General features: G+C 71.4%; 24 protein-coding genes and 1 pseudogene. 12 read left to right on the forward strand and 13 right to left on the reverse strand.

All coding sequences use genetic code 11. The annotated features are described in order from the left end of the window. Positions 1–12: 12 nt before the first annotated feature. Complete coding sequence (locus ACZYRU_RS04160; protein ID WP_488955812.1) at positions 13–1,242, reverse strand: glycosyltransferase family 4 protein; 1,230 nt, start codon at positions 1,240–1,242, stop codon at positions 13–15. A 14-nt stretch (positions 1,243–1,256) separates the two neighbouring features. Then, a complete protein-coding gene (locus tag ACZYRU_RS04165) occupies positions 1,257–2,240 on the reverse strand; it encodes an NAD-dependent epimerase/dehydratase family protein (protein ID WP_488955813.1) in 984 nt (327 codons plus the stop codon). 154 nt (positions 2,241–2,394) lie between these two features. Here ACZYRU_RS04165 and ACZYRU_RS04170 point away from each other — a divergent pair, with 154 nt between their 5' ends. Continuing rightward, complete coding sequence (locus ACZYRU_RS04170; protein ID WP_488955814.1) at positions 2,395–3,378, forward strand: GDP-mannose 4,6-dehydratase; 984 nt, start codon at positions 2,395–2,397, stop codon at positions 3,376–3,378. Positions 3,379–3,391: 13 nt separating this feature from the next. Here ACZYRU_RS04170 and ACZYRU_RS04175 read toward each other — a convergent pair whose 3' ends face one another. Further along, positions 3,392–4,291, reverse strand: a complete 900-nt coding sequence (locus ACZYRU_RS04175; RefSeq protein WP_488955815.1) for a class I SAM-dependent methyltransferase — start codon at positions 4,289–4,291, stop codon at positions 3,392–3,394. A gap of 236 nt (positions 4,292–4,527) precedes the next feature. Next, the gene (locus ACZYRU_RS04180) at positions 4,528–5,562 is read right to left on the reverse strand and encodes a glycosyltransferase (RefSeq protein ID WP_488955816.1); all 1,035 of its coding nucleotides are present in this window, start codon (positions 5,560–5,562) and stop codon (positions 4,528–4,530) included. A 66-nt stretch (positions 5,563–5,628) separates the two neighbouring features. Between ACZYRU_RS04180 and gmd the strand changes: the two genes are divergently transcribed. Continuing rightward, positions 5,629–6,621 (forward strand): GDP-mannose 4,6-dehydratase, encoded by a 993-nt coding sequence (gmd, locus tag ACZYRU_RS04185; protein ID WP_488955817.1) that lies wholly within the window; start codon positions 5,629–5,631, stop codon positions 6,619–6,621. 176 nt (positions 6,622–6,797) lie between these two features. Here gmd and ACZYRU_RS04190 read toward each other — a convergent pair whose 3' ends face one another. Next, the gene (locus ACZYRU_RS04190; RefSeq protein WP_488955818.1) at positions 6,798–7,874 is read right to left on the reverse strand and encodes a class I SAM-dependent methyltransferase; all 1,077 of its coding nucleotides are present in this window, start codon (positions 7,872–7,874) and stop codon (positions 6,798–6,800) included. 41 nt (positions 7,875–7,915) lie between these two features. Between ACZYRU_RS04190 and ACZYRU_RS04195 the strand changes: the two genes are divergently transcribed. Both ACZYRU_RS04195 and ACZYRU_RS04200 read left to right on the forward strand, forming a co-directional pair. Continuing rightward, positions 7,916–8,809 carry an FkbM family methyltransferase gene (locus ACZYRU_RS04195; protein ID WP_488955819.1) on the forward strand — a complete coding sequence of 298 codons (894 nt, stop codon included), beginning with the start codon at positions 7,916–7,918 and terminating at the stop codon, positions 8,807–8,809. 93 nt (positions 8,810–8,902) lie between these two features. Beyond that, positions 8,903–9,112, forward strand: a pseudogene (locus tag ACZYRU_RS04200) (GIY-YIG nuclease family protein); the annotation flags it as partial. Positions 9,113–9,207: 95 nt separating this feature from the next. Here ACZYRU_RS04200 and ACZYRU_RS04205 read toward each other — a convergent pair. Together ACZYRU_RS04205 and ACZYRU_RS04210 are read right to left on the reverse strand one after the other, a co-directional pair. After that, complete coding sequence (locus tag ACZYRU_RS04205; protein ID WP_488955820.1) at positions 9,208–9,945, reverse strand: SGNH/GDSL hydrolase family protein; 738 nt, start codon at positions 9,943–9,945, stop codon at positions 9,208–9,210. Further along, positions 9,942–10,877 (reverse strand): hypothetical protein, encoded by a 936-nt coding sequence (locus ACZYRU_RS04210; protein WP_488955821.1) that lies wholly within the window; start codon positions 10,875–10,877, stop codon positions 9,942–9,944. Before ACZYRU_RS04210 ends, ACZYRU_RS04205 begins: the two co-directional genes overlap by 4 nt. Before the next feature lie 148 nt (positions 10,878–11,025). On the opposite strand from ACZYRU_RS04210, the gene ACZYRU_RS04215 reads away from it, so the two are divergent. Beyond that, a complete protein-coding gene (locus ACZYRU_RS04215) occupies positions 11,026–12,339 on the forward strand; it encodes an MATE family efflux transporter (RefSeq protein WP_488955822.1) in 1,314 nt (437 codons plus the stop codon). Positions 12,340–12,357: 18 nt separating this feature from the next. Here ACZYRU_RS04215 and ACZYRU_RS04220 read toward each other — a convergent pair whose 3' ends face one another. Beyond that, the gene (locus tag ACZYRU_RS04220; protein ID WP_488955823.1) at positions 12,358–13,722 is read right to left on the reverse strand and encodes a class I adenylate-forming enzyme family protein; all 1,365 of its coding nucleotides are present in this window, start codon (positions 13,720–13,722) and stop codon (positions 12,358–12,360) included. Positions 13,723–13,855: 133 nt separating this feature from the next. Here ACZYRU_RS04220 and ACZYRU_RS04225 point away from each other — a divergent pair, with 133 nt between their 5' ends. Further along, on the forward strand, positions 13,856–15,121 hold the full coding sequence (locus ACZYRU_RS04225; protein ID WP_488955824.1) for a phthiocerol/phthiodiolone dimycocerosyl transferase family protein: 1,266 nt from the start codon (positions 13,856–13,858) through the stop codon (positions 15,119–15,121). On the opposite strand, the gene ACZYRU_RS04230 is transcribed toward ACZYRU_RS04225, so the two are convergent. From ACZYRU_RS04230 to ACZYRU_RS04240, 3 genes are read right to left on the reverse strand one after another with little or no spacing between them, the layout of a single operon-like run. Then, positions 15,111–15,848, reverse strand: coding sequence for an SDR family NAD(P)-dependent oxidoreductase (locus tag ACZYRU_RS04230; protein WP_488955825.1), 738 nt, complete (start codon positions 15,846–15,848; stop codon positions 15,111–15,113). The two genes, ACZYRU_RS04225 and ACZYRU_RS04230, sit on opposite strands and share 11 nt — an antisense overlap. After that, positions 15,845–16,102, reverse strand: coding sequence for a phosphopantetheine-binding protein (locus ACZYRU_RS04235; protein WP_488955826.1), 258 nt, complete (start codon positions 16,100–16,102; stop codon positions 15,845–15,847). The genes ACZYRU_RS04230 and ACZYRU_RS04235 overlap by 4 nt, the downstream gene beginning before the upstream one ends. Positions 16,103–16,110: 8 nt before the next feature. Then, positions 16,111–16,812, reverse strand: coding sequence for an acyltransferase (locus ACZYRU_RS04240; protein WP_488955827.1), 702 nt, complete (start codon positions 16,810–16,812; stop codon positions 16,111–16,113). A 76-nt stretch (positions 16,813–16,888) separates the two neighbouring features. Here ACZYRU_RS04240 and ACZYRU_RS04245 point away from each other — a divergent pair, with 76 nt between their 5' ends. Then, positions 16,889–17,941 carry a sulfotransferase family protein gene (locus ACZYRU_RS04245; RefSeq protein WP_488955828.1) on the forward strand — a complete coding sequence of 351 codons (1,053 nt, stop codon included), beginning with the start codon at positions 16,889–16,891 and terminating at the stop codon, positions 17,939–17,941. A gap of 22 nt (positions 17,942–17,963) precedes the next feature. Here the strand turns inward: ACZYRU_RS04245 and ACZYRU_RS04250 are convergent, their stop codons facing one another. Next, the gene (locus tag ACZYRU_RS04250; protein WP_488955829.1) at positions 17,964–19,034 is read right to left on the reverse strand and encodes a class I SAM-dependent methyltransferase; all 1,071 of its coding nucleotides are present in this window, start codon (positions 19,032–19,034) and stop codon (positions 17,964–17,966) included. A gap of 102 nt (positions 19,035–19,136) precedes the next feature. Between ACZYRU_RS04250 and ACZYRU_RS04255 the strand changes: the two genes are divergently transcribed. From ACZYRU_RS04255 to ACZYRU_RS04270, 4 genes are all read left to right on the forward strand, one after another. Then, the gene (locus tag ACZYRU_RS04255) at positions 19,137–20,153 is read left to right on the forward strand and encodes a hypothetical protein (protein WP_488955830.1); all 1,017 of its coding nucleotides are present in this window, start codon (positions 19,137–19,139) and stop codon (positions 20,151–20,153) included. Then, on the forward strand, positions 20,146–21,189 hold the full coding sequence (locus ACZYRU_RS04260; RefSeq protein WP_488955831.1) for a glycosyltransferase: 1,044 nt from the start codon (positions 20,146–20,148) through the stop codon (positions 21,187–21,189). The genes ACZYRU_RS04255 and ACZYRU_RS04260 overlap by 8 nt, the downstream gene beginning before the upstream one ends. Positions 21,190–21,256: 67 nt before the next feature. Next, the gene (locus ACZYRU_RS04265; protein WP_488955832.1) at positions 21,257–22,492 is read left to right on the forward strand and encodes a glycosyltransferase family 61 protein; all 1,236 of its coding nucleotides are present in this window, start codon (positions 21,257–21,259) and stop codon (positions 22,490–22,492) included. Positions 22,493–22,508: 16 nt separating this feature from the next. After that, the gene (locus ACZYRU_RS04270) at positions 22,509–23,285 is read left to right on the forward strand and encodes a class I SAM-dependent methyltransferase (protein WP_488955833.1); all 777 of its coding nucleotides are present in this window, start codon (positions 22,509–22,511) and stop codon (positions 23,283–23,285) included. A 76-nt stretch (positions 23,286–23,361) separates the two neighbouring features. Here the strand turns inward: ACZYRU_RS04270 and ACZYRU_RS04275 are convergent, their stop codons facing one another. Beyond that, a complete protein-coding gene (locus ACZYRU_RS04275) occupies positions 23,362–24,801 on the reverse strand; it encodes a tyrosine-protein kinase domain-containing protein (RefSeq protein WP_488955834.1) in 1,440 nt (479 codons plus the stop codon). A gap of 138 nt (positions 24,802–24,939) precedes the next feature. On the opposite strand from ACZYRU_RS04275, the gene ACZYRU_RS04280 reads away from it, so the two are divergent. Continuing rightward, positions 24,940–26,781, forward strand: a complete 1,842-nt coding sequence (locus tag ACZYRU_RS04280) for a DUF4012 domain-containing protein (protein ID WP_488955835.1) — start codon at positions 24,940–24,942, stop codon at positions 26,779–26,781. Positions 26,782–26,886: the final 105 nt, after the last annotated feature.

The following is a 26,886-nucleotide window of genomic DNA, read 5'->3' on the forward strand; positions in this document are numbered from 1 at the left end:
GAGATACGTGTCTCATGACAACTTTGCGAGGGATTGCCGATCACCCGTCGGCGCACCGACCTGCGCAGCAAGCAAGCGCTCGAATTTCGTCGCGCAACCCGCCAGTGCGAACTCCTGCTCGGCCAGGTCCCGGGAGGCCTCGCCGAGCTCGCTGCGCAGCTCAGAGTCGGCGAGCACGCCGCTGACCCAGGTCGCGGCCTGGGCGAGCGAGCCGTCGGCCGGGGGCAGGACCAGGCCGCCGGCGCGGGTGACCAGCGACGAGGCGAGGTTCTCGCCCGGCATCAGGCCCAGCACCGGACGACCTGCGCACAGGTAGGACAGCGTCTTGGACGGCACCGAGAACGCGCCGGCCTCCTGCTCGAGGAGCACCACGAGCACGTCGCCGCTGCCGAGCACCTCGGGCAGCCGCTCGTAGGGCTGGAACGGCAGCAGCGTGACGGGTACGTCGAGCCGCCGCGCCTCGTCCTGCAGGACCTCGACCGCCGGGCCCTCGTTGACGACGACCAGCCGCACCTTCCTGCCCTCGTCGCGTACGGCGCGCGCGAGCCGGACCAGAAGGGCGGGGTTGTGCTTGAGGCCGAGGGTGCCGGAGTAGACGAGGGTCGCGACGTCGTCGAGCTCGTGCTCGATCGCCCAGTCGTTCTTGCGCTCGGTCGGCACGATCTCGTCGAGCGGGGCCCAGTTCGGGATGACGGTGACCTTGTCGGCCGTCCCCCACGCCTCGTGCACCGGCACGAAGGACGGCGCGATCACGACGATCGCGGCGGCCCGTCGCGAGCACCAGCGCTCGGCGACCTCGAACGCCCACGCCACGAACGCGAACCGCTTCGGCAGCTTGCTGCCGGTGAACGACTTCACCGCGACGGCGTACACGTCCTGGTGCCACAGCACCCACGGCCGCCGGAGCACGGCCATCACGAACGCGAAGATCACCAGGGTGGGGATCTGCACGTTGGACAGCATGACGATGTCCGGGTTCACCTTGCGGACGTGCTGCACCAGCTCGACACCGCGGCGGACCTCGCGCAGCAGGCGCTGCGCCATCCGCTGGTTGTCGACCTTCTTCGCGCCGCCGATCGCCTCGAAGGTGATCGACTCACCGGGGATCGCCTCGAGGCGACCCTTCCCGGAGACGTAGCCCTCGACGTACGAGTGCGTGACGTCGTGGCCGCGCCGGGCAAGCTCACGGCTGAGCTCGGCCTGGAAGGGGTGCCCGCTGTGGTCGTGGACGAGGATGCGCACCGTGCCGTTGCCGCTCAGCCGTGCGCGCGCTTGACCTGGTCGAAGACCCAGGCGTAGGTCTGCGCGAGGCCGTCGGCGAGGCTGATCGACGGCTCCCAGCCGAAGACCTCGTTGATCATCGTGTTGTCGGAGTTGCGGCCGCGCACGCCCTGCGGGGCGGAGAGGTCGTACTTCCGCTCGCACTTGATGCCGGCGATCTCCTCGACGATCGAGTAGAGCTGGTTGATCGAGACCAGCTCGGCGGAGCCCAGGTTGACCGGGTCCTCGAGGTCGCTGGCCAGGATCATCTGCGAGCCCTTGACGCAGTCGTCGATGTACATGAACGACCGGGTCTGCTCGCCGTCGCCCCAGATCTCGAGCTCGTGCTTGCCGGAGATGACCGCCTCGGCGATCTTGCGGCACACGGCGGCGGGGGCCTTCTCGCGGCCACCGGTCCAGGTGCCCTCGGGGCCGTAGACGTTGTGGTAGCGCGCCATCCGCGTGGTGAGGCCGAAGTCCTCACGGAAGTGGCGGGCCATCCGCTCGGTGAAGAGCTTCTCCCAGCCGTAGCCGTCCTCGGGCATGGCGGGGTAGGCGTCCGACTCCTTGAGCGCGGTGACGCCCGGGTCGGTCTGCTTGTCGGCGGCGTAGACACAGGCCGACGAGGAGTAGAAGTAGCGCTCGACGTCGTACTTCTGCGCGGCCTGGAGCATGTGGGTGCTGGTCAGCACCGTCAGCATGCACAGGGCCTTGTTGTTCTCGATGAAGCCCATGCCGCCCATGTCGGCAGCGAGCATGTAGACCTCGCGCGCACCCTTGGTCGCGGCCTCGGCCTGGTCGAGCAGCGACAGGTCGCCGACGGAGTTCTGCGCGTCGGGGTGGACCTGGTACCACTCGTCGATCGGCTTCACGTCGACCGAACGAACCGTCTTGCCCTGAGCGAGGAGGTCAGCGACGAGGTGACCTCCGATGAAACCGCCGCCACCGGCGACGAGAACATCAACTGGGCCCGAGTTCATGCGCACTCCTCATGTCGATTTGGATCCGCCCCCCAGCGTCGTGTGACCAACGAGGCGTTGCCGGGTGCGTCACGGCCTCTGTCCGCGAATCCGGGGACTGGTGCGAAGTCGGGACCAAGTACCTGATCGGTCCCCGCCCACTAGGGTGAGGGGCGTGCGTACCGCCCTCGTCACCGGCGTCGCGGGGCAGGACGGTGTCTACCTCGCGCGCTCCCTCCGCGCCGCCGGCACTGCCGTCGTCGGGACTGTCGCGCCCGGATTCGCCGCCACCGACCCGCGCCGGGTCTATCTCGCGGGCGTCGACCTGCGTGAGCTCGACATCCGCGACGGCGCGTCGCTCGAGGGGCTGGTCGCCGAGGTCGTGCCCGACGAGGTCTACAACCTCGCCGCGCTGAGCTCGGTCGGCCGCAGCTGGGAGGAGCCGGAGCTGACCGCAGCAACCAATGCTGCCCCGGTCGAGCGCTTGGTCGCCGCGCTGCTGAGGCTGCGCGCCGAGCGCGGGCACGACGCGCGGTTGTTCCAGGCCTCCTCCGCTGAGGTGCACGGCAGCGCCTCGGACAGCCCGTACGCCCGGGCCAAGGCCGCGGCCGACGAGGCGGTCCGCCGGGCGCGGGCCGACCACGACCTGTTCGCGGTCTGCGGCGTGCTCCACAACCACGAGAGCCCGCTGCGCTCGACACGCTTCGTCACCCGCAAGATCACGCTGAGCGCGGCCGAGATCGCGCTCGGCCGGCGCGACACGGTGAGCCTCGGCAACCTCGACGTGCGTCGCGACTGGGGCTTCGCCGGCGAGTACGTCGAGGCGATGCGGCTCCAGCTCGCCCACGACGAGCCCCTCGATCTGCCGCTGGGCACCGGGCGGGTCCACTCCCTCCAGGACCTGCTGGAGCAAGCGTTTGCTGCGGCGGGCCTCGGTGAGCCGGGCGACCGCGTCGTCCAGGACCCCGCACTGCTGCGGCCCTCCGACACCTCGGTCTTCGTCGCCGACCCCGAGCCGGCCGCGACCGCGCTCGGCTGGCGGGCACAGGTCGGCTTCGAGGCCCTGGTCGAGCACATGGTGGCCGTCGACCTCGAGCGACTGCGCAGCGGCGTGCCGGAGGCGGTCGACTACCTGCTGCCGGCGGGCATCCGGGCCTGAGGCCCGGCCGGGCTCAGCCCTTGCGGGCGCGCACGTCCAGCACGATCCGCGGCGCGAGTCGGCTGGCGACCGCCTTGTCGAGCAGCCACGACGCCGGACCGATGGTCCACTGCGGCGGGTTCATCGACGCGAAGTAGGCACGCGAGGTCAGCGTGTAGCGCAGCTTGGGCTCGGCGACGACGTCGACGAAACCGAGCCGGTTGAGCTGCGCCGTGATGCTGCGGCGGGTGTGCAGGATCCAGTGGTGCTGGGCGATCCGGCGGTCCGGGACCTTCGCCATGCGGCCGCGGGTGAGGTCCTTGACGCGCACGGCGGCCTCGTCGGCGGCGGTCCAGTGCGGCGTCTGCAGGAAGAGCACGCCACCCGGGCGCAACATGGTGCGGACCTCGGTCAGCAGCTGGTCGCCGTCGGGCACGTGGGCGAGCACGCACCACAGCGTGGCGGCGTCGACGTCCTCGACGTGGCCGAGGTCCTCGAGGATGCCGAGGTCGAGGTCGACGTCATACCGCTCCTTGGCGAGCTCGACCGCGCCCTTGGCGATCTCGTTGCCGGTCACGGCGAAGCCGCCCTCGTCACGCGCCATGCTGAGGAAGTGGCCGTCGCCCGCGCCGACGTCGTAGATCACCGGCGCACCGCCGCGGCCGGCGTCCTTCGGCAGGGCGTTGCGGATCCAGGTGATCGCGTCGCGCCACGCCTCGGGGCCGGCCTGCTCGCGCTTGATGTCGACCCAGTCGCTGTAGCCCTCGGCGGTCAGCTCGGTCTGGAGCTCGATCGCCTCCTGCCGCTCGGCCGCCTCGTGGTCGGCCCAGTAGTGGACCCCGCAGTCGCGGCACGCGGTGATCTGGCGTCCGGTGGCGCCGGAGGCCGGGCCGGTGCGGACGCGGGAACCGGCGCAGGCCGGGCAAACGGGCATCGAATCCTCCGAGGCTGGGGTGGGTCGGGGCAAGGGTAGGGCGTGTCTGTCGAATCCGCGGCGTAACGAGCGACGTTTCCGGCCGATCTGGCAAGGCGGCGGAGCGAAGTCGTGCTTGATTGCCCTTCGAGCGACGTCAACGTAGCCAGATCGAGTCGGAAACGTCGCGTAGTAGGCGTGGGTTCGACGGACACGCCCTTCGGGCTGCCGGCCCGTCGCGTGGGCCGTTCCGCCGGTCAGGAGAGACCGGTCCGGATGACCGCGGCGGTACGACGCCAGGTGAACGCCTCCGCGAACGCCCGGCCGGCCGCGAGCTGCTCGGGCGTGAGTGCGAGCGCGGTCTCGAACGCCGTGGCCAGGTCGGCCGGCGTGGTCGACGCGGCGGTGACGGCGTGCCCACCGGTCACCTCGGCGAGCGCCGGGTCGGTGGAGATCACGGCCGGGATGCCGAGCCGGATCGCCTCGGCAGCCGGCAGGCCGAAGCCCTCGAAGTCGGACGGGAACACCACGAGCCCGGCGCCGGCGAAGGTGCGGGCGAAGGCGTCGTCGTCGAGCCACGGCATCAGCTCGATCCGGTCGCCGACCCCGAGGCGTCGTACCTGCTCCTCGGCGGCGGCCCGGTCGCGGGCACCCATGCCGACCAGGCGCAGCCGCCAGCCGTCGGCCTCGGGGGAGTGCGCGGCGCAGAACTGCGCCCAACCGTCGATGACGGCGTTCGCGTTCTTGTTGCCGTAGTGGCCGAACGCGATGGCGTAGGGGTGCTCGGGGTCCGGCGCGTCGGGCTGCGGCCAGGCAAGTGCATGGTCGGACCCGAGCGCGGCGGTCTCGGCGCGGCCGGACAGCGACGGGTGCAGGTCGGCGAGGTCGTGCAGCGTGCGGTCGGAGATCGTGAAGATCCGGTCGGCCAGGCGCAGGCTCCACAGCCACGACACCTTGCGGGCGACCCGGGTCTTGCGGCTGAACTGCTCGGGGCGCAGTTCGAAGCGCAGGTCGTAGAGGATCACGCCGCGCGGACTGCGCGAGCCGAGCAGGCCGCTCGCGGGGACCGCCGCCAGGACGGCGTCCGCGCCCAGGCGGCGCGCGGCGCGTCGTACGGCCACCGAGCGCAGCCACAGACCGCCGAGCGGTCCACCCGGTTGGTCGAGGACCTCGGCGTGCGCGCCGTCGGGCAGCGGGAAGGTCTGGCCCTCGGGACCGAAGAGCACCGAGATCCGATCCTCCGGGAAGGCCTCGGCCCAGGCGCGGACGAGGTGCTCCATCACGATCGTCACGCTTCCGGTGCGAACGACTACGGAATCTACGACCAGATGCACGAGGCGCGACGATACTGTGCCCCCGTGACCAAGCGCGCACTCATCACCGGGATCACCGGCCAGGACGGCTCCTACCTCGCCGAGCTCCTTCTCGGGAAGGGCTACGAGGTGCACGGACTGGTCCGTCGGTCGTCGACCCTCAACCGCAGCCGGATCGACCACCTGCACGGCACCGCGGACCTCCACCTGCACTACGGCGACCTGACCGACGGCGTCAGCCTCAGCAACCAGCTCCGCGACATCGAGCCGCACGAGGTCTACAACCTCGGCGCACAGAGCCACGTCAAGGTGTCCTTCGAGCTGCCGGAGTACACCGCGTCGACCGACGCGGTCGGCACCCTGCGCCTGCTCGAGGCGATCCGGGCGGCCAAGCTGGACTGCCGGTTCTACCAGGCCTCCACGTCCGAGATGTTCGGCGCGACGCCGCCGCCGCAGAACGAGTCGACGGTCTTCTACCCGCGCTCGCCGTACGGCGCCGCGAAGCTCTACTCGCACTGGGTGACCGTCAACTACCGCGAGGCCTACGACCTGTTCGCCGTCTCCGGGATCCTGTTCAACCACGAGTCGCCGCGCCGCGGCGAGAGCTTCGTGACCCGCAAGATCACCCTCGGCGTGGCCTCGATCAAGCTCGGCATCACCGACCACCTCGACCTCGGCAACCTCGAGGCAGTCCGCGACTGGGGCTACGCGCCCGAGTACGTCGAGGGCATGTGGCGGATGCTGCAGCACGACGAGCCCCAGGACTACGTCCTCGCCACCGGCATCGGCACGACGGTCCGCGAGTTTTGCCAGTACGCCTTCGCGCGCGCCGGCCTGAACTGGGAGGACCACGTCCGCTACGACAAGAACTTCGAGCGCCCCACCGAGGTCGACGCCCTCATCGGCGACGCCTCGAAGGCGCACGACGTCCTCGGCTGGAAGGCCGGCACCGACGCCAAGGCGCTCGCCGAGCTGATGGTCGACTCGGACATCGAGCACCTCGGCCGGCTGGTCCGGCACAAGCGCGAGCTCGACTGACCCGGCCCGAACTGGCCCGAGAATCGCGCCGACCCGGCAGAAAGTAGCTCGGGAAAGACGCCGACCCGGCAGAAAGTGGCTTCTTCCGAGGCCACTTTCTGCCGGGTCGGTCTGTTTTGCGAGCCAGTTCGAGCCGGGTCGACGGGTTTTCGGAGCCAGTTCGAGCCGGGTCGGCGTCAGGCGGGCACCTTGCGGGCGAGCACCCGGTAGGCGTGGTAGCTGCGCAGCATCCGCGGCAGCACGACGTTGTCGACGAAGCGCGCGAGCGGGACGAACGGCGCCGCGACGACCTTGCCGACCAGGCGGCGGGCTCGGGCGAAGCGCGGCGGACGGCCGTCACGCCACGGGACCTCCTCGCCGGGCGCGATCCGGTTGAGGATCGTCGCCAGCACGATGAACGCCTCGAGCGGGATGTGCGCCTCGCGGTGCACGACCTCGACGACCTCGAAGCCGCGGTCTTCCAGCGCCTTCGTCAGGTTCGGCAGGGTGACCATGTGGAGGTGCTCGGGCTGGTTCCAGCCGGCCCACCAGGAGCCGAACAGCTTCGCCGAGCGGGCCTGCGGGTCGGGCTGCTCGATGAGCACCCAGCCGTCGTCAGCGAGCACGGTGGCGACCGCGTCGAGGTCGGCCAGCGGGTCGCGGGTGTGCTCCAGGTAGTGGAACATGCTCACCTGGTCGTACTGGCCCGCCAGCTGGGGCGCGAGCTCGGGGAGCTGGCCCTGGTACGCCGTCGCGATGCGTCCCGCCTCGTGCCCGGAGAGCACGCCGTCGGACATGTCGAGGCCGTCGAACACGGTCGCCGGGAACATCTCGGCCGCAGCGGCGGGGAAGTGCGCGGACGCCGTACCGACGTCGAGCCAGCGCTTCGGCTGGTCCGGGCGGTGGTCGCGCACCGTCGAGGCCCGCCGGCGGTAGATCTCGCCCATCGAGCCCAGGTTGGCCTCGGCGCGCTCGGCGTTGAGGCCGTCGTACGTGTCGCGGTAGTAGAACGTCAGGCCCTCGTTGCTCAGAGCGGGGTTCTGGAAGACGTGGCCGCAGCCGCGGCACTCGTCGATCCGGAACCGGCCCGGCTTGAACTGGCGCAGGTCGCGCGTCGTGGTGCGGTGCTTGAGGCGGTCGACGCCGCACCACGGGCAGGTGGTGCGGGTCTCGAGGAAGAACCGATCGACCCCCTGCTCCAGCTCGTGGGAGTAGTAGGCACGGGCCTCATCGAGGGCAGCCGTCGCGGTCGCATTGGGGGGAGAGCCCGACATGTGGCACATCCTAGGGCGATTCATGCCCTAGCATCCGGCGAGTGACCGGACTCGGAACCCTTGCTTCCACTGCCAAGCGACGCGTCGGATGGATCATCCGCGACCGCTTCCCGTTCCGGCCCGTCGTGCGCCACGTCCAGGGCGTCGAGCTCGTCCTGCCGTGGTCGCACCGGCTGCCGGACTACGCCGTCTGGCAGCCGACCTACGGGCAGAACCTCGTCGAGCTGGGCCGTCTGCTGGCCACCACCGGCCCGCTGACCGTCCTCGACGTCGGCGCCAACGTGGGCGACTCGGCGGTGCAGATCCTCAACGCCGCCGACGGCCAGGTGCTCTGCATCGAGGCCGACAAGGCGTACCTCGACTTCCTGCACCGCAACGTCGACCGCGATCCGCGGGTCACCGTCGTCGAGGCGCTGCTGACCGTCGACGGCGGCGACGGCGGTACGACGGCCGTCCGCTCCGGCGGCACCACCCGCTTCGTCGAGGGCGCCACCGGCGACGCGATGCCGACCGTCTCGCCCACCTCGCTGCGCACCGACCACCCGGCCTTCGACCAGTTGCGCCTGGTCAAGTCCGACACGGACGGGTACGACGTCGACCTGGTCCCCGCGGTCGCCGAGGCGTGGCAGGACGTCCACCCGGTGCTCTTCTTCGAGTACGACCCGTACCTCACCCGGCTCGCCGACCGCGACCCGGAGGCCGTCTGGGCCCGACTCGCCGACCTCGGCTACGAGCACGTCGCGGTCTGGGACAACGGCGGCTTCACCGTCGGCCGCACCACCACCGACAGGATCGCCCGGCAGGGCCGGGTCCTCGACGAGGTCCCCGGTGGCCGGGCGCGGTCGCGGATCTACTGGGACGTCGCGGTCGTGCACCGCGACGACGCCGACGGGCTGAAGGCGATCTCCGAGCTGGTCCCGGACGAGCTGGCCTGACGGTCCCCGCAGGTTGAGCCGGCGGCACCCGCTCCCGTCCACAGGGAGCGGAACCGTTTGTTCGGTGCACGCCGAGGCGAGGCACCGACAGCCATGCCGTGGACCTACATCGTTCGGTGCTCTGACGACTCCTACTACGTCGGGAGCACGTGGGACATCGATGCTCGCCTCTGGCAGCACAACCACAGCGATGAGCTCGGCGCCGCCTACACGCGCCAGCGACGGCCAGCCACGCTCGTCTGGAGCGGGTGGTTCGACCGCATCGAGGACGCCTACGTCTTCGAGAAGCGGGTCCAGGGGTGGAGCCGGAAGAAGCGGGAGGCGCTGATTCGCAACGACTTCGCCGCGCTCCCCGGGCTGTCACGTCGCGCGCCTCGCACCTCAACCACCGGCGGGCCTCAGGCCAGGAGCGCGGCGACCTCGCCGCGCACCACGGCGCGCCCTGCGGCGTTGGTGTGGCACCCGTCGTCGGTGAGCTCGTCGCGCATCAACCCGTCCGGACCGGCGAGGGCCTCGGTGAGGTCGAGCAGGCGCAGCGCCGGACGCGACGGCACGGCGCCGACGGCGACCGTGAGGGCCGAGCGGACGGCGCGGTGGGCAGCGAGGCGCTCCTCGGGGGAGCCGGCGACGGGGAAGGCTGCGTGGTCGTAGCTGTCCAGGCACGGCGGGACGGGTACGACGATCGTGCCGGCCGGGGTGGCGAGGCGGCCGACCAGGCCCTGCACGCGGTCGACGTACGTCGCGACGAAGCCGACGTCGCCGCCGGAGGCCAGGCGCGGGGCCAGGTGGCAGCGGATGTCGATCTCGCCGAACGAGAAGAACCACGCGGCGTCGCGGGCGCCGGGGACGCGGGCGATCAGGCGGGCGGTCCGCAGCAGGGTGGGCGGGAAGTCGTCGCGGGCGATGGAGTACATGACCCGTGGGCCGAGGTGCCAGGTCCAGCGGCGCTCGCCGGTGCGCAGGATGCCGGGCAGGGGGGAGTGCTCGGTGTTGAAGGTGACGGAGTGCGAGTCGCCGACCCACACCTCGTCGACCTGGCCGCGCAGGGCGGCGAGCAGCAGCCGGAACAGCGCGATCCAGCCGCGCAGCCGTGCCCGGCGGAGCCGGACGAACGCGCGGAGCCGAGCCAGGCTCACCGCGAGCGCACCGCGTCGGCGATCGCGTCGGCGACCTTGACCCGGCCCGGGTAGGCGAAGTGCTCGGTCGCGTTGAAGCTGTCCTCGAAGTCCTCGTCCTCGAGGTCGATGTCGAGCATCGGCCCGATCGAGGAGGAGCCGCGGGCGAGGGCGTCGTCCTGGAGCACCTTGTGGGAGCGGACGTGCTCCTCGAACTCGCCGGGGAAGTGCATCTCGCCGCGCTGCATGGGCGGGCGGGTCCACACGCCGACGGCGGGTACGCCGTACTCCTCGAGCCGGCGGGCCAGGGTGGTCAGCGCGCCGAGGCGCGGGTTGTCGGCGCGCAGCTGCTCGCCGTAGAAGTAGTCGAAGCGGAGCTTCTCGAGCTCGATCGGCCAGGGCGGCAGCCCGGTGCCGACCAGCTGCTCCCGGTACCAGCCGACGGTGCGCAGGCCGTTCCACCGGCTCTCGATCGGGTGGGCGAGGAAGACGTCGCGCTCCTCGTCGGTGGCGAACGTGCCCCCGCGGCCGACGAACCGGACCTTGCGATCGGCGCCGCGGACCTTCGCCATCGCCTCGAGCGAGCGGTGGTAGCCGGTGATCGGGTCGGCGACGATGTGGGTGGCGGTGGTGGTGCGCAGTGCGAGGGTGAACACGACCGCCTTCGGGCGGCGGTCCATCGCGGTCAGCAGGCGGGTCGCCTCGCCGTAGATGTTCGAGCCGAAGCCGGGGCCGGACATGGTCACCACGTTGCCGAGGCGTTGGCCGATCAGCTCGGGCAGCAGGGTGCGGTCGGTGTCGCGCAGCGACCAGCACAGCGTGGAGCTGTCGCCGAGGACGAGCACGTCGACGTCCTCGGTCTCGAGGCGGCGCCGGGCCTGCTCGACCTGACGCAGCGGCACGTTGGTGACGCGGCTGCGGAATCGGCGGATCTTGCTGAGCTGACGCTGCACCCGTACCGAGCCCTGTGCTCGGTGGAGTGCGGAACTGAGGGCCACGGTGGTCACGATGACACAACGGAACTGAGGGATTGTCGTTACCGGCACGACCGTGTCAGCTGCGTGCAATGATCTGCCCCGTGTCACACCACCTGAGGTGCGGATGACTGCCCAGGGGGGCTCCGCGAATCGTCGACTGAGTCTCGTCACGGTCGACCAGATCCTGTCGAGCCTGTCGAACATCGCGGCCCTGATCTGGGTCGCGCACGCCTTCGAGCCGATCGACTTCGGCCGGTTCAGCCTGGTCATCCTCGTCTACACCGTCGCCCAGGTGGTGTTCCGCAGCCTGATCTCGACGACCGCGATCGTGCACCCCGAGGACGCCGACACCCGCGCCGGCGACATCCTCGGCGCGACCATCGTGCTCGGCATCGGCGCGAGCATCCTGTGCTCCGCGGCCGGTCTCGCCCTGATCGCCGCCGACAGCGCGATGGGCGGGCCGATCCTCGTGTTCGGCCTGTCGCTGACCTTCCTCGTGCTGCACGACGTGGGCCGCTACCTCGCCATCGCGAAGCAGCAGCCGGCGGGCGCGGTCACGCTCGACTCGCTGTGGTTCGCGCTCCTCATCGTCGGCTTCGTCGGCACCAAGCAGCTCGGCCTCGACTCGCTCACCTGGCTGATCGCCGCGTGGACGGGTTCCGGTGTGATCGCGTCGCTGTGGGTGTTCGTGCAGTGCGGCGCCCCGACCGGCGGCGGTCTCGCCTGGCTGCGCTCGCGCTGGGACTTCTCCTGGCGCTCCATGGTCAGCGGCCTCTCCGCCAGCGGTACGGCGCTCGCGACCGCCTCGCTCATGACCCTGTTCAGCAGCCCGATCGCGGTGGCCGCCTTCCGCGCGGCGACCCTGCTGGGGGCGCCGAGCACGGCGGTCCAGATGGCCGTCGGTACGTCGGCCGCCGCCGACATCGCGCGCGAGCGCGATGACCCGAAGGCGGTCTGGCGCCACGTCCGGCGGGCGATCCTGATCGCCACCGTCATCGGCGTGCTCAACCTGGTCGTGCTTGTGTTCCTGCCGGACGTCGTCGGTCACGCCGTGCTGGGTGAGGCCTGGGACATCGTCGAGCCGCTGATGCTCGCGGTCAGCCTCAAGGTGCTGCTGATGGCGGCGCAGAGCGGACTGCGGGCCTCGCTCATCGGCACGCACCGGATCCAGGCCGCGATGGTGACCGACGTGGTCTCGATCATCCTGGTCGGCGTGTGCATGGTGATCGGCGCGGCCTGGGGCGATGCCGAGGGTGCGCTGTGGGCGATGGCCGTCGGCACCGGCGTCTCCACGGTGTGCTGGTGGATCGCGGTGATCTGGAAGGGCCGCGGCCCGCTCCCGGAGCTGCCTGCGAAGGCGGCGACGAGCGAGGACGACGACCGCGAGCCGGTGCCCGCGCGACCGGTCAGGGTCGCGCCGGGCAAGCACCGCGCCTGAAGGCCGGGCGGCCGGGGCTCAGCCCCGGACCATCTTCCCGCCCTTGGTGGCGGCGGCCAGCTCGGCCTCGTCGACGACCTTGACGCTGCGCGGCTGCCAGGCGCGGGGGAGGTCGGCGCATGCGCTGCGGACGGCGGACTTCACGGCGCTCTCGTCCGCGTCGTCCGCGAGCACGACCTCGACGGCGACGACCGCGCCGACCATCGGGTTGCTGCGGCCGTGGACCCGCGCCAGCCGGACACCGGGTACGGCGCCCACGCGTTCCTCGATCGGCAGCGGGTGCACCTTCACGCCACCGACGTTGATCACCTCCGAGGACCGGCCCCGGAACAGCACCCGGTCCTCGACGACCTCGACCACGTCGCCGGTCGAGACCCAGCCGTCGTGCTCCTCGGGCGCCCCCGCGGTGTCGCCGGCGTACCCGAGCATGCCGGTGCCGGCGCGTACCTGGAGCTCGCCGTCCTGCACCCGCAGCACGGCATCCGGGTTCTCCGGGCTCCACAGGCTCGACGTCGACAGGCCCGGTCGGCCGTCGCGGACCGACGCGATCGAACCGAACTCGGTCGACGCGTAGACCTGCGAGATCCGCGCGGTCGGGAACGCCGCCTCGATCTCGACGAGCAGGTCGGGGGAGCTGGCCTCGCCGCCGAGGGTGATCTGCTGCAGGGGCGGCAGCTCGACGCCGCTGCTGCGGGCCTCGGCGAGCAGGAAGCGCCAGTACGTCGGCGTCGCGCTCACGCAGGTCAGCTCGTCGCGCAGCAGTGCGGCCAGGCCGTCGCGCGGCTGGCGCGGGAACGGCGCGACCAGCGTGGCCCGGGCCGCCATCACGTGCAGCAGGACCTGGACACCGGCGAACTGCTGCGGTCCGTAGGCGAGCAGCCAGCGCTGTTCGGGCCGCGGCGTCGTGTCGGCGCCGCGTCGGGAGAGCACGGCCCAGTCGTGGCGGGCCGCCTTGGGCAGGCCCGTGGTGCCGGTCGTGCGGATCATCAACGGCTGCGGTCCGTCGTACGCCGGCAGCCCGGCCGGGTCGCCGTCGAGCTCGTCGGGACGCACGACGGTGAGCGTGGCGGGCAGGTCGGTGCGCCGGGTGACCACGACCTCGTGCCCCAGAGCGGCCGCTTGCTCGGCGAACTGGGTCGCGTCGAGGTCCGGCTGGTACTGGCACGGCTCGCTGCCGATCGCCGCTGCACCACCGAGCAGGCGCAGGATCCACGCGGCGTCGGGCTCGAGCACCGCGAACCGCTCGATGCCGCGCGCCCGCAGCCCGGCCGCGACGCGGCGGGCGCCGTCGTGCAGCTCGGCGTAGGTGAGCGTGACCTCGGGGGTCACGACGGCCACCTGCTCCGGCCGGTCGGCGGCGGCCTTCTCCAGCAACCCGATCATCGGTGTCGGCTCCTCTCGCGGCCCGTCGGGGGGAACAGGGCCGGGGCGAGTATGGCGCATGCGTCACCCGGAGCACGGTCGAAGCGTTGGCAGGGGGCAGGATCGTCCTGTGTCCCGAGAGGTTGGAGTGCGCGTGGGTGCCCATCGTCCGATGACGGTCGCGGAGAAGTACTACACCTTCCTCGACCTGGCCTGGCCGAGCACCGCGATGATCTCCGCCGACCTCGACCGGTGCTTCGAGCCCGACGAGGTGCACCGCGTCTGGCAGGAGTTCCGCGCCCGCCGGGTGCTGGCTCGCTCGGCCGCGACCGAGGACCTCACCATCGCCGACGTCGGCCTCGACCAGGACGTCTTCCGCAGCGACGTGCTCCCCACCGCCGCGTGGGACCGGGTCTTCGAGGAGGAGAGCGACACGCCCTGCGACCTCGGCGTCCCGCTGCGCTGCCACTACCTCACCAGCCCCGACGAGGGCCGGTCGCGGGTGATCTTCAACGGCCACCACGCGGTCATCGACGGCCGGATCGGCATCACCGAGCTGCAGTGGTTCGTCCGGCTGCTCGACGGCCAGGACGTCCCCGAGCAGCAGCTGCTCTCGGAGCCGGCCGTCCCGGCCCGGCCGCACGCCTGGCAGGACAGCCGGACGGCGATGATCGACCTGCTCCGCGAGCTCAAGACCCGCAATGCGTCGTACGGCGCACCGCAGCCGGCCGACTGGCCCGAGACCTCGGTCCCGCGCCGCTCCTGGCTGCGGCAGGTGGAGATCGGTCCCGAGACCTCGGCGCGGGTCGTCGCCGACGGCCGGGCGCACGGCGCCAACCCGTTCGCCAACGTGGTCTCCGCGCTGATGTCCAGCGCCGCGCGCGTGTTGTGCGACGGTGACGCGACCCTGCAGCTGGGGGCACCCGCCGACCTGGGCACCCCGCCGCGCAACCCCGACCAGGCACCGGCGATGGCGATCGCCGTGCTGTCGCGGCCGTTCCGGGTCGCGGTCGACGACCGGTGGTCGCTCGCGGGCGAGGTGAAGGCCGCCGTCGCCGAGGCGCTGGCCCGCGGCGAGGGCGACCTCTTCTTCCACCTTGCGCGGCTGGAGAACGTGACCGACCTCGCGACCGGACGCGACCGGATCGCTGCCGCGCTGAGTGCCGGCCCGCCGTCGGTGGTCATCAGCAACATCGGTGTGATCGATGCCGGCTCCGACCCGGAGTGGCTGCGCAACGTGCACGCCCAGCTGGGCGTCACGCCCAACCAGGTGGTGTTCCTGGCGCTGACCTCCTACCGGGGCCGGCTGACGCACACCTTCGCGACCGACGACAACCGGCTCGCGCCCGACCAGCGCGAGGCCCTCGTGCGGGAGTACCTCGCGCTGATCGGCGTGGACGAGGAGACCCTCAGGCGGTGAGGCCGCCGTCGATGACCAGCACCTGACCGGTGATCCAGTCGTTGGCCGGGTCGACCAGGAAGGACACCGCGCGGGCGATGTCCTCGGGGTCGCCGAGCCGGCCGGCCGGCGTACGACGGATGATCTGGTTGAGCTGCCCGTCGTCGAGACCGTGGCTCATCTCGGTCTTCAGGTAGCCCGAGGCGATGCTGTTGACCGTGATCTTGCGCGAGCCGACCTCGCGGGCGAGGCCGCGGGTGAAGCCGTCGAGCGCGGCCTTCGTGGCGCCGTAGACGCTCAGGCCGCGGTAGCCGGTGAGGCCGGTGATCGAGGAGATGTTGACGATCCGGCCGCCACCGTGGGCCAGCATGTTGCGGACCACCTGCTTGGTGAGGTGGATGGTGGCCTTCAGGTTGAGGTCGATCACCGTGTCGGAGTCCTCGTCGCTGAACAGCGCGAGGATGCCGTCGCGGGCGACGCCGGCGTTGTTGACGAGGACGTCGACCGACTTCCACTCCGCCATGACGTCCTTGAAGAAGGACGTGCACTGCTCGCGGTCGGCCATGTCGGCCTTGCGGAACAGGAACCGGTCGGCGTACGCCGGGTCCGACTGCCACGCGCGGACCGCGTCGGTCTCGCTGCGTGCGCAGGTGGCGACCCGGTCACCGCCGTCGAGGAAGTGCTGGACGATGCCCTCGCCGAGACCTCGACTGCCGCCGGTGATGATGACCGTGCGGGGTGTGGTCATGCGGACGCAGCGGTCGCGTCGGCGTAGAACGCCACGATGTCCGCGACGGTCTCCGGCAGCTGGCCGGCGCCGAACGGGTCGGTGCCGAACTCGTCCTCGAGGATCGCGGACAGCTCGGCGGTCTCCAGGGAGTCCAGCCCGAGGCCCTCGTCGCCGTGCAGCGTGGCGCCGAGCGCGACGGTCTTGTCCTCACGGTCGGAGCGCTCCAGCAGCTCGGCGACGATCGTGACGATCCGGGGTTCGATCTCGTTCATTGCGACCTCTACTCAGATGGGGGGTTCGCAGGGGCAACGACGCCACGGGGTCCTTGGTAACGGGCGCGGTCGTAGACGTGCCGCGGAATGTCGATCGGCGCGAGCCGGCGAGCGGGTACGCCGCCGTGCAGGTGGGCGCCCTTCGCCTCCTGCCCGGTCCAGGTGGTCGAGCCGGCCGCGATCAGTGCGCCCTCGCCGACGACGGTGCCGGGCAGCATCGTGCAGGACGTCGCGACGACGGCGCGGTCGCCGATGGTGACCGGGTCGAGGATGACGCCGCCGTTGGTCGGGTCGAAGGCGTGCGAGAGCAGCGTGGAGCGGATGCCGGTGACCCAGGTGTTGTCGCCGAGGATGATCCCGCCGCCGCAGTCGAGGTAGTGCTGGCTGATGATGTGCGAGTCGTCGCCCATCCGCAGGGTGCGCAGGTCGTCGGTCTGCGTGGCGCCGGGCTCGTAGCCGGAGTCGCCGACGACCTGGTTGAACAGCATGATCCGGCAACCGGTGCCGAGCTTCACCAGCCGCAGGTCGCGGAACATGTTGAAGTGGTGGATCAGCGCCCCTTCGCCCAGCTCGAACCGGTCGACGCGGCGCACCAGGTTGATCCCGACGACAGCAGTGTCCGGGACGACGTGGCCCAGCCGGCGCAGCAGCCGGTTCTTGAGCTTGCTCGGGGGCAGCAGGAAGACAAGGGTCGTCAGGGCCTGGCGCACGCGGCGCAGCCTACACACGCCGCCGGTTGGGCGGAGCCGATCATGGAGAGCGCGGACAACCCCTATTGTCTGCCGCGTGCTTCTCACCCCCCTGGCCCACGGCCGGCTCTCGATGCAGTGCGATCTCTGCGTCCCGCCCGTGCTGACCATCGCGACCCCGGCCTGGTTGCGGCGTACCGGCTGGACCCTCGCCGCCGACGGGAACGCGCTCGACGCGTGCCCGAACTGCACGGTCCGGGTCGCCCCCCGCCACCGGGTACGACGCGGCGACGCGACTCCGCAGCAGCCCGACCCCGCGCGGCTGCCGAACGTGGTCGTGGTGGGTGCGACGAAGGCGGGCACCACGAGCATGCACGCCTATCTCGCGGTGCACCCCGAGATCGCGGCGTCGGAGGAGAAGGAGATGCGCTTCTTCACCGACCCCGACTGCCGCGACTGGGTCGGCGCCTACCAGGAACGGTTCGCGCCCGGGACCCGGTACCGGCTGGAGTCGACGCCGTTCTACAGCAAGGCGCCCTGCTACCCGGGCGTCGTCGAGCGGATGGCCGCACTGGTGCCGGACGCCCGGATCATCTACCTGGTGCGCGACCCGATCGACCGGATCATCGCCGAGCACGTCGAGATGGTCGCCTGGAACTCCGCCGAGCGTCCGCTCGACGACGAGCTCGCCGACCCGGCTGAGCCGACCAGCCCGCTGGTCGCGTCCAGCCGCTACGCGACCCAGCTCGAGCCCTACCTCGAGGCCTTCGGGAAGGACCGGGTGCTCGTCGTCGATCTCGCCGACCTCGGCGCCGACGTCGACGGCACCATGGGCCGGGTCTTCGCCTTCCTCGGTCTCGAGAGCCCCGCGCTGTCGGCCGACGACTGGGGGCGCCACAACACCGCCGAGGAGAAGCGGGCGCTGCCGCCGTGGCTGATGGCGATCCGCCGCGGCCCGCTGGTGCGCGCGGTCCGCCGGCTGCCGGCCGCACGTCGGCTGGCGCACCTGGCGTGGCGTCGTACGGGGGAGAAGATCGAACGGCCGCAGCTCAGCCCCGCCACCGAGGCGGCGTTGCGGGCCGAGCTGCGGCCGGAGGTCGATCGTCTGCGCGAGCTGACCGGGCAGTCGTTCGCGACCTGGTCGCTCTGACGGCCCGGCCGGCCCGGCCGGGTCAGGCCAACTTGCGGAACAGGTAGAACCGGTCGTGCAGGTCGATGAGCTCGCGGAGCTCGTCGGACTGGTGGATCGGCCGGTCGTCGACCAGCTCGTAGCCGCGGTCCAGGACGTCCTGGCGGAACGGCTTCATCGAGCCGTCGAGCTCGGTGCTGCGCAGCTCGTCGGGCGTGTTCGGGACGATGAGCAGCCACGGGATGTCGCGCTCGGCGATCCGGTCCAGCCACCAGCACACCGCCTCGTGCGAGGCCTCCGAGAAGCTGTGGATGTTGACCGCGACGTCGTAGCGCTCGGCCAGCTTCTCGTGCTCGTGCAGCGGGACCACGCGCACGGTGTCGGGCAGGCCGCGGAACTTCGTGTAGTACTCGCACAGGAAGGTCGAGGTCGCGACGGCGTCGACGCAGTCGTAGGCGGCGAGGCCGGGGAACGCGGTCGACATCCGGTGCGCGAGACGGCCGTAGCCGGCGCCGATGTCGAGCACGCGCAGCCCGTCGATGGAGGCCAGGCCCATCTGGTCGTTGAGGTAGTTGATCTCGTTGATGCTGTCGAGCAGGTCGCGGCTGACCGACGGGCGCTTGCCGAACTCGAAGGTGAACGCGCCGAACAGGCCGTCCTCCTCGAGCTTCTCGAACAGGCCGAGCGAGTCGCGCTCCTTGACGTCGAGCATCGCGAGGTACATCCGGATCCGCGCGGCGTGGCCGAGCTGGCGGAACTGCCACACGTAGGCGTTGTCGCCGCGGAACCAGGCGAGGGAGAGGTTCTTCTTCAAGAAGCCCTGGCGCCACTGGGTGTGGACCGCGGAGGGCAGGTCGAGGGAGTCGTACGTCGCCTGCAGGTCGACCAGGCGCGGGTTGTCGCCGCGCAGCTCGGCCTCGGCACCGGCGGGCAGCGCGACGTCGTCGTTGTGGGTCACCGCGGTGTAGCGGCGACCCTCCTCGTCGATCCGGCTGACCATGAAACCGGCGCGCGCAGCGCCTGACTTGACCCGGCGACGGAGCCAGCTGGCGACCAGCTCGGGGTTGGCGCGGCGGGCCTTGGCGACGAGCTCGTCAGCAGAAATCTGGGGCACGGTGGGCAACTGTAACCGCATCAGTTGCGGGTCGTTCTGCATCTGGTGGAATGAGTTTCCACTGATGGCCAACCGCAGAATCCGCACCCCCCGAGGATCCGCTTGCTGACCACCCCCGTGACGCTGATCGCGTTCAACCGACCCGAGGTGACCTCGGGGACGCTGGCCGCGATCCGGGCTGCGCAGCCTGCGCAGCTGTTCCTCGTCGCCGACGGCCCGCGTCCGGGCAACGCCGACGACGTGGAGCGGTGCGCCGCCGTGCGCGCCGTGCTCGAGGACATCGACTGGCCGTGCGAGGTGCGCCGCCGGTACGCCGAGGAGAACCTCGGTCTCGAGGCCAACGTCGAGCTCGGCCTGGACTGGGTCTTCTCGCAGGTCGACGCGTCGATCGTGCTCGAGGACGACTGCCAGGCGGGTCCCACCTTCTTCCGGTACGCCGCCGACCTGCTCGAGCACCACCGCGCCGACGAGCGGGTCTGGCAGGTGTCGGGCAGCGGGCTCGGCGTGCCGCGGCGACTGTTCGGCGACGACAGCTACGCGTTCACCGCCTGGGCGAGCGTCTGGGGCTGGGCGACCTGGGCCGACCGCTGGCAGCGGCACCGGTCGGTGTTCCCGCGCGACCACGTGTCCGGGGACGCGCCGGTCCGAACCGTGCCGGCCGTCCAGCAGCCGGGACTGCTCGTGACCCGCTCGGGCCAGCAGCACTTCGCTGACGCCGCGGCGTCCGACGACACCGTGACCCACGGCTGGGACAAGCACTGGTGGCTGACGATGATGACCTTCGGTGGCCTGGCGATCTCGCCGGCCGTCAACCTGGTCGAGAACGTCGGCTGGGGGGCCGACGCGACCCACGGCGTCGCGCCCGGCAAGCGCGACAACGCTGCCGAGGAGATCACCTTCCCGCTGCACCACCCGGACCGGATCGCGCTGAACCCCGAGGTCGAGCGCGAGCTGGAGCTGGTGCTCAACCGGGTCGGGGGACGGGCGGCCACGATCGCGCGCCAGGTGCTCCGCTCGCCGCGGCTGCGCCACGCCGCCCGCACCGCCGTCAACAGCCGGGCCGCCACCGCTGCCCACCGCTTCGTCAGCCAGCTCGGAGAGAAGAGCCGTCGTGCCTGAGTCGTCCGCCGCCCTGCTCGGGACCCCGGTCGTCATTGTCGCGTTCAACCGGCCGGCCGTCGTACGCCGCACGGTGGAGGCGGTGATCGCGGCCGGACCCGCCGACGTCTTCCTCGTCGTCGACGGCCCGCGCGCCACGCACCCGGAGGACGCCGCGCGGTGCGCGGAGGTCCGCGAGCTGCTCACCTCGGCGCCGTGGCCGGGGCGGGTCCACACCCGGTTCGCCGAGCGCAACATCGGGCTCGAGGCCAACGTCGAGCTCGGCCTGGACTGGGTGTTCTCGCAGGTCGACCGGGCGATCGTGCTCGAGGACGACTGCATCCCGCACCCCACCTTCTTCGATTTCTGCGTCGAGCTGCTCGACCGGTACGCCGACGAGCCGCGGGTGTGGCAGGTCGCCGGCGACAACAAGGGCATCCCGCGGGGAATGTTCGGCTCCGAGAGCTACGCGTTCACGACGTGGGCGAGCGTGTGGGGCTGGGCGACCTGGGTCGACCGGTGGCACGCCCACCGGGAGGTCTTCCCCCGCGACCACGCCGGCGCCGAGGACCGGGTCGGCCACACGCCGCGGACCGCCGACGCCGTCCGCCCGGTCGAGGTGCTGCCGCACCCGGACTCCCTCGCGACGGAGGCTGCACTGCGGCACTTCACGCAGGTGGCGGGGGACCGCGACGGCGACTCCCGTGGCTGGGACCACCACTGGTGGGTGACGATCATGTCGCGGCGCGGCCTGTCGATCACGCCGTCGCTCAACCTCGTGGAGAACGACGGGTTCGGCCCCGACGCCACCCACACCCACACGGCGCGCGACCCGATGCCGGCGCAGGCGATGCCGTTCCCCCTGGTCCATCCGCCGGCCGTGGCGCTCAACGAGCAGGCCGAGGCCGAGCTCGAGCTGGTCCTGCTGCAGATCGACGGCCGCCTCTCGCGGGCGGTCAAGCGGATCATCAAGCCGCTGTGGATGCGGGTCATCATCGGCCGGATCGTGCGCTTCCGCCCCGTGTGGGCCGTGGTCCGACGGCTGGTGGCGCGATGAACCACCCCACAGAGTTCTGCACCTCCCCCGCTTCGCTCCTCCGGCACACAACTCTGCGGGGACCCCGATGAGCCTCCCGACCTGGCTACGCCCGTGGTGGCCGCTGTTCAAGCGCCTGCACCTGCTGGTGACCCGGCTGCTCGGGCACCTGTTCCGCGTGGTCTCGCCGCTGCTCGGAGCCCGCGGCGTCCCGCGGCGGGCGACGGCGTCCGCGACCGAGACCGCGCGGGAGCCCGGCGTCACCCTGCACCCGGGGAGCCCCGAGGAGAACTGGGTCCGTCCGGCCACGCTCGGCGAGCCCGCGGGGCACTGGCTGTTCGAGGCGATCCACGCCGCCACCGTCCCGACTCCGAAGGTCCCGGCCACCACCGTGCCGGCGACCTTCACCCTCGAGATCGCCGGCGGCCGGCTGAGCGGCGACTACGCCGCCGCCACCACGCCGACCAAGGTCCTCGACCACGAGACCAGCACCTACTTCGGCGTCTTCGACTGGCGCGAGCACCCGATCTTCCTGCGCCCGACGCTCGGCCCGACCGAGCACGTCGACGGCACGGTGCTCAGCCTGACTGCCCGCGGCACGTCCGAGAACTACTACCACTTCCTCTACGACGCCCTCGGCCGTCTGGCCGTGCTCGAGGAGACGATGGGAGAGCAGGCGCTCAAGGAGGCCGACGCGGTCGTCGTACCGCACAGGACGCGGTACCAGAAGCAGCTGCTCGAGCTCGCCGGCGTCACCACCCGGCTGATCCAGCCCGAGCGCGGCCGCACGGTCTCCGCCGACCGGCTGCTCGTGCCGAGCAACCCCAACTGGGCGCTGCAGGCCCCGCCCGCCACCGTCCGGTGGCTGCGCGACCGGCTGCCCGCATCGGGCGCGACCGACACCCCGCGCCGGCTCTACGTCACCCGCGGCACGACCCCCCGCACCCGGCGGTACGTCGAGGAGGCGGCCCTGTGGCCCGAGCTGGAGCGGCGCGGCTTCACCCGCATCGATCCCGGCCAGCACGGCGTCCAGGAGCAGATCGACCTGTTCCACGGCGCCGACGTCGTCGTCTCGCCGCACGGCGCGGCCCTGACCAACCTCACGTTCTCCCGTCCGGGAGTCCGGGTGCTCGAGATGTTCGCGTCGACGTACGTGCACCTCGGGCTGTGGGCGATCTGCCAGGCCGTCGGAGCCGACTACCGCTACCTCGTCGCCGAGCCCGCTGCCGGGCCGAACGGCCCGAACCAGGGCGTCCTCGACGACGTCACCATCCCCCCAGCGCGAGTGCTGGCGTCCGTGGACGCCCTGCTCGCGGACCTCTAGGAAATAAGGTGTGGCCGTGAACGACGGTAACAACGCAGATTCGACGTTCCGCCCGGGCGAGACGCTCTCCCGGCTCTACCCGGAGGTCCGCGCCGGCGGGTACACCCGCCACGACGGGTTCATCGAGTTCTACACGCGCGTCAACGCGCTGCTCGACCCCGACAGCCGGGTGCTCGACTTCGGCGCCGGCCGCGGCCTGTGGGCGATCGAGCCGTTCCCGGAGCTGCACCGCAAGCTGCGCGGCTTCCACGAGCGGGTCGCCGAGGTGCACGGCGTCGACGTCGACCCGGTCGTCCTCGACAACCCGACCCTGAAGTCCGCGCAGGTGATCGAGCCCGGGGCCACGATCCCCTTCGGCGACGCCGAGTTCGACCTCGTCGTCGCCGACCACGTCCTCGAGCACATCGCCGAGGAGGACGCCGTCCAGGTCTCCTCCGAGCTGCTGCGCGTGCTCAAGCCCGGCGGCTGGCTCGCCGCCCGCACCCCCAACAAGTGGGGGATCATCGGCGTCGGCGCCCGCACCGTCCCCAACGACCTGCACACCCGCGTGCTCAAGCGGCTCCAGCCGGACCGCAAGGCGGAGGACGTCTTCCCGGTCTGCTACAGCATGAACACCCGGCGGTCGCTGTCCGCGCTCTTCCCGCCGCCCAACGAGCTGGTCGTCTACGGTCACGCGTCGGAGCCGACGTACTTCGGCTCGAACGCCCCCGCCTGGCGGGTCGCGCAGCTGGTCGACCGGCTCACGCCGCCCGCGCTCGCGCCGACGCTGATGGTGTTCGTGCGCAAGGGCTGAACACCGCCTGAACGAACGAACGAGCCGCCGGGGACCAGGTCCCCGGCGGCTCGTTCGGTTCGTGCGGTGGTGGGCGTCAGGCCCGGCGGCGTCCGGAGCCGGATCCCGCCTTGGCCTCGGACTTGCCCGAGCGACCAGACGGGCTGGTCTCCTCGTAGTAGTAGTAGTAATACGAGCCGATGGCGCGCTTGGCGACCATGTTGACCACGACGCCGTAGAGGCGGGCGCCGACCTGGTTGAGGCGGTTGATGGCCTCGTTGACCTGGTCCTTGGTGGTCTTCGCGTGCCGTACGACGATGATCACGCCGTCCGCGAGCTTGGCCAGCACCGACGCGTCGGCGACGGGGAGCAGCGGCGGGGCGTCGATGATCACCATGTCGTACGACGACCGCAGGCGGCGGATCAGGTCGTGGGTGATCTTCGACTGCAGGATCTCGGTCGGGTTCGGCGGCTTGGCGCCGGAGGCGAGCACGTGCAGGCCGCTGGCCTCGTGAACCTGGATCGCGTCGTGGATCTCGGTCTTGCCGACGAGGGCCGTGGTGAGGCCGATCGCCGGGTCGAGGCCGAGGGTGCTGGCGACGCGCGGCCGGCGGAGGTCGGCGTCGATGATCAGCGTGTTGCGGCCGGTCTGGGCGAGGGCGACCGCGAGGTTGGTCGAGGTCATCGTCTTGCCCTCGCCGGGCACGGCGCTGCTGATCACCAGGCAGCGCGGCTGGTGGTCCAGGTCGATGAACTGGAGGTTCGTGCGCAGCAGGCGGAACGCCTCGGTGCGGGCCGCGAAGCCACCGAGGTCGGTGAGCAGCGGCGCCGAACGGATGTCGCCGTCGAAGCCGATGCTGGCGAGCACGGGCGACTCGGTGAGCTCGGCGACGTGGTCGGCCGTGCGGATGGTGCGGTCCAGGATCTCCCGGGCCACCGCGAGACCGATGCCGAGCAGGATGCCGATGAGGACGGCGACGACGAGGTTGAGGACCACGTTCGGGCTGACCTGGGTGGCGACCGATGCCTTGTCGGTGACCTGGGCGCGGATCTGGGAGTCCTCGGGGCTGCCGGAGCTGGTCCCGCCGCCGAGGGTCTCGCCGGGCGTCTCCAGGCCGGCGACGTACGTCGTGAACTTCTCGGTCGCGTAGTCGGCGATGGTCCGCGCGTCCTGCGGGTTCTCGTCCTTGTAGCTGATCTGGATGAGCGAGGTGCTCTCCACGACCTCCGCGTCGAACCGGGAAGCGAGCTCCTCGGCGGACATCTTCAGGTTGAGGTCCTTCTTGACCAGCTCCGCGAGCCCGGTGCTCTTCACGACGGTCGCGTACGACGCCGCACGGTTCGACGCGAACAGCAGGGCTGCATAGGCGTCGGTCGTGTCACGCACGTCGACGGTGAGGAAGATCTGCGTCTTCGACTCGTACATCGGCGTCCGCGTGAACGTGATCGCCGAGCTGACCCCGAGCGCGAGCAGGATGATCGCAACGATGCTCATCCAACGGCGCCCCAGCACCGTCAGAAATTGCTTGAAGTCCAAGTCCCGTCCCTTGCTTGTGACATGCGTCCCGACCCGGCCGATTGCCGATCCTAGGTCCCCGCCCCCGTACCCAACGTCCGGGGCGGTCGATGGTCACTGTGCCATGCTCACCAATTGCGCGCTGCTAGTCTCGCGGGCATGTCGCCCGAGATCCGGCGTCGGCGCCGGTCTCGCGGCTTCCGGCGGCTGCAGCGGCAGGTGCGCCGGTTCCGTCAGGACCATCCCCGCTGGACCATCGCGATCGGCGTCGGTGCCGTGGTGGCGATCGTCGTCGGCTGGTCGCTGTGGGTGGTGCTCGGAGCGACCCGGGACCTCCGGCAGGTCGACGAGCAGGCCCGCCTGATGCGCGATGCGCTGGTGCAGGGCGACGCCGCAGGGGCGCGGTCGGCGCTCGACGCCTACCAGGAGGCCGCCGACTCCGCCGACGACACGACGCACGGCGTGACCTGGTCGGTGTTCGGCGCGATCCCGCTGCTCGGCGACGACGCGGACGGGGTGGCGACGGTCGCCTCGGTGCTGGCCGACCTGGGCCGCGACGGCCTGACGCCGGTCGCCGACGCGGCCGACCAGGTGACCGCCGCCAGCTTCAAGCCGGTCGAGCACACCTTCCCCCTCGACACGATCGCCTCCCTCGAGAAGCCCGCCGCCCGCAGCGAGAAGGCGTTCGACGCCGCCAGCAGTCGGTTGGGCGAGGTCGACTCCGCCGACTTCGTCGGCCCGATCCGGACGGCGTTCGACAGCCTGCGCACGCTCGTCGACGACGCGCGGGGGACCCTGCAGTCGACGTACCGCGCCTCCCGGCTGATGCCCCGGATGCTGGGCCAGGACGGTCCCCGCAACTACCTGATGGTGTTCCAGAACAACGCCGAGTCGCGCAGCAGCGGCGGCCTCCCGGGCTCGCTGTCCCTCATCCATGCGCGCGACGGCAAGGTCGAGATCGTGAAGCAGGTCGACACGGCCGAGCTCGGCGCGACGCCCGGCGCCCCGGTCCTCCCGCTCAGCGCGGAGGAGGAGAAGCTGTTCGGCGAGATCCTCGGCACGACCGGTGTCGACGCCACCCTCACGCCCGACTTCCCGCGTGCGTCCGACCTGATCCGGGCCCGCTGGCAGCAGGTCGAGGGGCAGCGCCTCGACGGGGTCCTCTACGTCGACCCGGTGGTGGTGTCGTACCTGCTTCTCGTCGTCGGCCAGGTGCCCGTGGCCGGGTACCCACCCGTGAGCGCCGCGAACGTCGTCAGCCGGGTCGAGAACGAGATCTACGCCCTCACCCCGGGCACCGCCGCGCAGAGCGACTACCAGGAGGCGGTCGCGAAGGCGGTCTTCGACGTCTTCTCCGACGGCCACGGCGACTCGGTCGACGTGATCCGCGCGCTCGTGAAAGGCGTCGAGGAGGGCCGGGTGCGGATGCACTTCTTCGACGACGACGCCCAGGCCGAGATCACCGGCACGCGGATCGCGGGGGAGTTCGTCGACCGCACCGACGGCCCGCCGGTCGTCGGGATCTACGTCAACGACGCCGGCCCGACCAAGATGCAGTACTACCTGCGGCAGAAGGCCGAGCTCTTCTCCCGCTCCTGCTCGGGGGGGCGCCAGGAGCTCGGCGCCACCATCACGTTCACCAACGCGACGCCGGCGCTGGCCGACGAGCTGCCGGACGCGATCACCGGCGAGTTCTTCCCCGGCAACCGCACCGACCCCGGCCAGCAGCTGCTCGTCGTCTACGTCAGCGCGCCGGTCGGCGGCAGCGTCGACGAGGTGCGCATCGACGGGCAGTCCGCGGGAGACCCGACCGTGTCGACGTACGCCGGTCGCCAGGTCGCGACGGTCGGCGTGCTCCTCGACCCGGGCCAGACCCAGAAGGTCGACGTCGTGCTGCGCACGGGCAAGGGGCAGACCGGCGACGCGCGCCTCGAGATGTCGCCGGGGGCGGCACCGGGCAGCTCGAACGCGACGGCGCCCTCCGCCTGTCACACCCGCTGACTGCCACGCCCCGCCGAGAACTTGGTGAGGGGTTTCCGCTTCTCTTTACCTTCGGGACACCGCAGGGCCATCGTTCAACGCCGTTGACGTCACCGGGGTCGGTGA

It is taken from the genome of Nocardioides sp. F233, from assembly GCF_057813895.1.